The sequence below is a fragment of the bacterium genome (assembly GCA_040753555.1).
GTDB lineage: Bacteria > UBA9089 > UBA9088 > UBA9088 > UBA9088 > JBFLYE01.
Genome location: JBFMDZ010000207.1, coordinates 1 through 3,505, shown reverse-complemented (window position 1 = coordinate 3,505; position 3,505 = coordinate 1). Strand labels below are relative to the sequence as shown.

Annotated in this window: 3 protein-coding genes; all 3 read right to left on the bottom strand. The window is 35.6% G+C overall.

Annotated features, from left to right (window positions below):
- Positions 1-2,014, bottom strand: a 2,014-nt coding sequence (locus tag AB1630_11320) for a hypothetical protein (GenBank protein ID MEW6104383.1), incomplete at its 3' end; no start/stop codon positions are given.
- Between the two features lie 8 nt (positions 2,015-2,022).
- A complete protein-coding gene (locus AB1630_11315; GenBank protein MEW6104382.1) occupies positions 2,023-2,532 on the bottom strand; it encodes a hypothetical protein in 510 nt (169 codons plus the stop codon).
- Positions 2,533-2,543: 11 nt separating this feature from the next.
- The coding region (locus AB1630_11310) for an RHS repeat-associated core domain-containing protein (GenBank protein ID MEW6104381.1) at positions 2,544-3,505 on the bottom strand (962 nt) is incomplete at its 5' end.

Sequence of the window (3,505 nt, the reverse complement as noted above, 5' to 3'; positions counted from 1 at the left end):
TTCCTTCAGGAGGTAATGGCTCAATGGTAAATTCTTTTTCATTTTGCAATTTAAAATTTAAAATTTGCAATTTACAATTTATTAAATCCGTAGGAATTATCCCTGTATTCTTAAGATTAAAGGTAATCGTATTTGTCCCAGCTTTTAGGGTAAAGGGATTGTAATGGATGGAGATTTGCTTTTGGGGAACAGAGAAATATGTATTACCCATTGCAATTATTCCATCATTCTTTTTAACCATAATCTCTTCTTGATATATCCCAGAGAGAGGAATGGGTGGAAGGGTATAAGAAAATAAGGTTGTGGTATCTGTTTTTAAAGAAATAGATGTTTCGGTAGAGAAGATTATAGAATTGTTTGGGTCTTTTATGGTAAAGAGAATATCAGCAAGCTCTATTGGCTTTATTGGTTTAAGGTTAATATTTGTCTTTACCTCTTCATTCTGGATATATGTCTGTTTCTCTAAGGTTAAAGAGATGTTTACCTGTGGCTCTATGTATGTTCCTACCAATCCCTGCCATATATTTTCTGTATGGACATAGAAATCCCATTTTGGACCTTGCCACCAGAAATATACTTTGTTTGTTGTATATGTTAATGTTGTTGAGGATTTTGGCAAGATAGTGGATGTTGCAAAGAATTCGTATCTTCCTCCTGTTCCATGGCTCCATTGTTCAAGGCTTACTTCCCTTTCCTTCTCTGTATTATTCTTTAAGGTTATTAGAAATGTTATGGGTGTTCCCTTAAGTCTTTCCTCCTTTTCTCCCTCAAAGGTTAATAATAATGTAATATCTGGATTTGGTTGGGTATTAGATAGCCCCATTGATACAGCAAAGGTATCAATGGTTATGGAAGATTGGATTTGTTCTTCTTGTTTGTATAGGCTATAGGCAATGGTATGGATGCCTAATGGTTGGTTTTGAAGGGTTAAAGTTATAGTTCCTATTTCTCCTGAGGGAATGTTTAAGGTAAATGTCTGGGTTTCTTTATTGTCTATGGTGATTAAAACAGAATCAGCCTCCTCCAATTTACAATTTAAAATTTGCAATTTAAAATTTGCAATTTCATTGGGTTTATAAACCTTTGTTGTTCTGTATCTTGCAAAGAGAAGAAGGTCTTTTATAAGCTTTAATTCTTGATTGGTTGTCTGATTTCTGGCATAGCTGTAATCAGTAAATAATGTTGTGGCAATAATGGTTCCTGAACCAAAAGGATACATTAGCATAGATGGCATTCTATTCTTTGTTCTTGTAAGCAAGGTTGTTGTAGAACCTGGCCATTCACTAAAATACCCATCAATGTTTGCGGTAAGGTAAAGGTTATCTTGAGAGGCAAATATCGGATGGTCATTCTCAATATATGCGGCATTTGTCCAGCAGGATTGGTCCTGCCTCCAGCCATAGCCTTCTAATCCTCCTGGCAATGCCCTAAATTCCTCCCCATATTGCTGGGAGAAGCAGATTATGGTTCCTCCTTGGTTTGCATAGGATTCAAGTTGTTCCTTGAAAACCCTTGAGTTTTCCTTGCCGGCTAAACCTCCTGAGGGGATAATAAGGATTGAATGGTCATCTAGGTCGGGAATATCCCGATGTATGGCATAGGGAATTTCAAGGTTTTGCAAAAGCATTCCACATTCTGGATAAAGCCCTTTGTTAAGTATAGCAATATCTGCCTCTCCTTGTGGCTTAAGGTAGGGATGGATTGTGCTAACATCTAGGGTATCATCAGGATGGTCAGGCTCTGGAGGTTCGGGAGGATCTCCATCCTCATCCCCATCCCCATCCCCATCCTCATTGCCACAGCCACCCGATGGTCCTGGTGGGGGTTGGGAAGGTGGCGAAGGAGATTTATCTGGTGGATGTGGATAATGGTGTGGAAATGGATTCTTGGTATCTCCTATAAAAGAAGCAAAAATCTGTGAATAATGGCAATGACTAAAGATAACCATTCCCAACAAAACCACCATCAATACTAGGAATATTCTTTTAGTAAGATTAAATATATAAATCATCATTTTAAAATTCAATTTTCACCACCTTTATTTTTCTTGCTGTAAATATTGTAAATTAGAATTCCAATTCCTATAATTATAGTTATTGTTCCTAAAAAATAAATAATCCAACTATGATTAGAAAAATAAGAGAAATAATAGATAATCCCAGTCACTATAACTATACTCCCCCACATAATTCCTTTTTTTCTATCAATGATCAATTTAATTTTATTTTCTTGAATTATTGGAACTCTTCCAGTTATCCGAGATAAAAAAGATGTCTTTCTAATCATTTCTTCCCCACCACTTTCTATTGTTGATAAAATGAACATCGCTATATAATTCAATATAAGAGCAATCGCTAAGAAAAAATAACATATTCTAGGCTTAGAGTAAAAACTTAATCCTATAATTCCTATAATACATGCTAATCCAATTAAAAATTGACCTTTCATTCCTGTGCGAAAATATATTCGAAAGAAAACTAAAGATATTAACCCAAAGAATAAAATAACCCCAACTATTAGCCATTTAATCATTTTAAATCTCCTTACTTACATCCATTTTTATCTTTATTTGGATTTGGTGGCTCAGGAGGACATATTATATCACATGTTACAATACAAGTCATTGCACACAAAGCAAGACATACAGGAGGAAAATGGACGAAAAGCTCACATATAATTTCACATGTAAGATGGCATGCAATATGACATTTTGTATGGCAATTAGAGTATCCTATCGGATCCATAAAATTTATTGGATTATTTTGACAGTAAACATATGAATGTAATCCTTGAGGAATAGAAAGCATAAATGGAACTAGAAAGATTGGGTTTGAAATAGAAGGATTACAGGAATAACATTGAGATTCAGAAGTATAATCCAAAGAAGAAAGGGAAGCTTCAATCTTTTCTTGAGGGAAAATATCTTTTCCTGCTTCAGATAAAGCAAGTGATTTAAAAGATAGTCCTTGAGGTAGACCAAAAATTACCTTCAATATCGGATCCACACCCAAGAACCTCCCCACCTCTGAATCATAGTATCTTGCTCTGTAATAATAAAGGTTTAGTTTGGGTTCGTATTCTCGGGAGGTAAAGAGAAAGGGATTAGGGATTGAGGATGAGCCAAAAGGTATTCCAAAGGCATCGTAATTGTAGGATGAAACAATGTTTTTGTCTTTGTTGGTAATAAAGATTACCGAGCCAAGTCCATCAAGGTGGTAGAAATAGCTTTGGGTTCCTATTCTTACTGAGATTGGGTTGTCAATGCCAGGGCCAAAGGTGTATCTTGATGTTAGGGTTCCTTCTGGAGAATATTCAGCAATTAGGTCTTGGTCATCATAGAGAAAGATTGAATTATCCTTGGCGATTCTTTTTCCCAAAGGGCAATAGGTAAAGGTTTGGGTTGAGTTATCGGGATAGGTTATTTGGGTGAGACGGTTTTCGTAATCATAGGCATAGGTTGTATTGTCTTTCTTGATTAGATTGCCATTATTGTTGTAAGAATAGC

What these genes read in the sequence shown, in the direction of transcription:
- AB1630_11315 (MEW6104382.1), bottom strand. Translation starts at nt 2,532, where the DNA reads ATGATTAAATGGCTAATAGTTGGGGTTATTTTATTCTTTGGGTTAATA.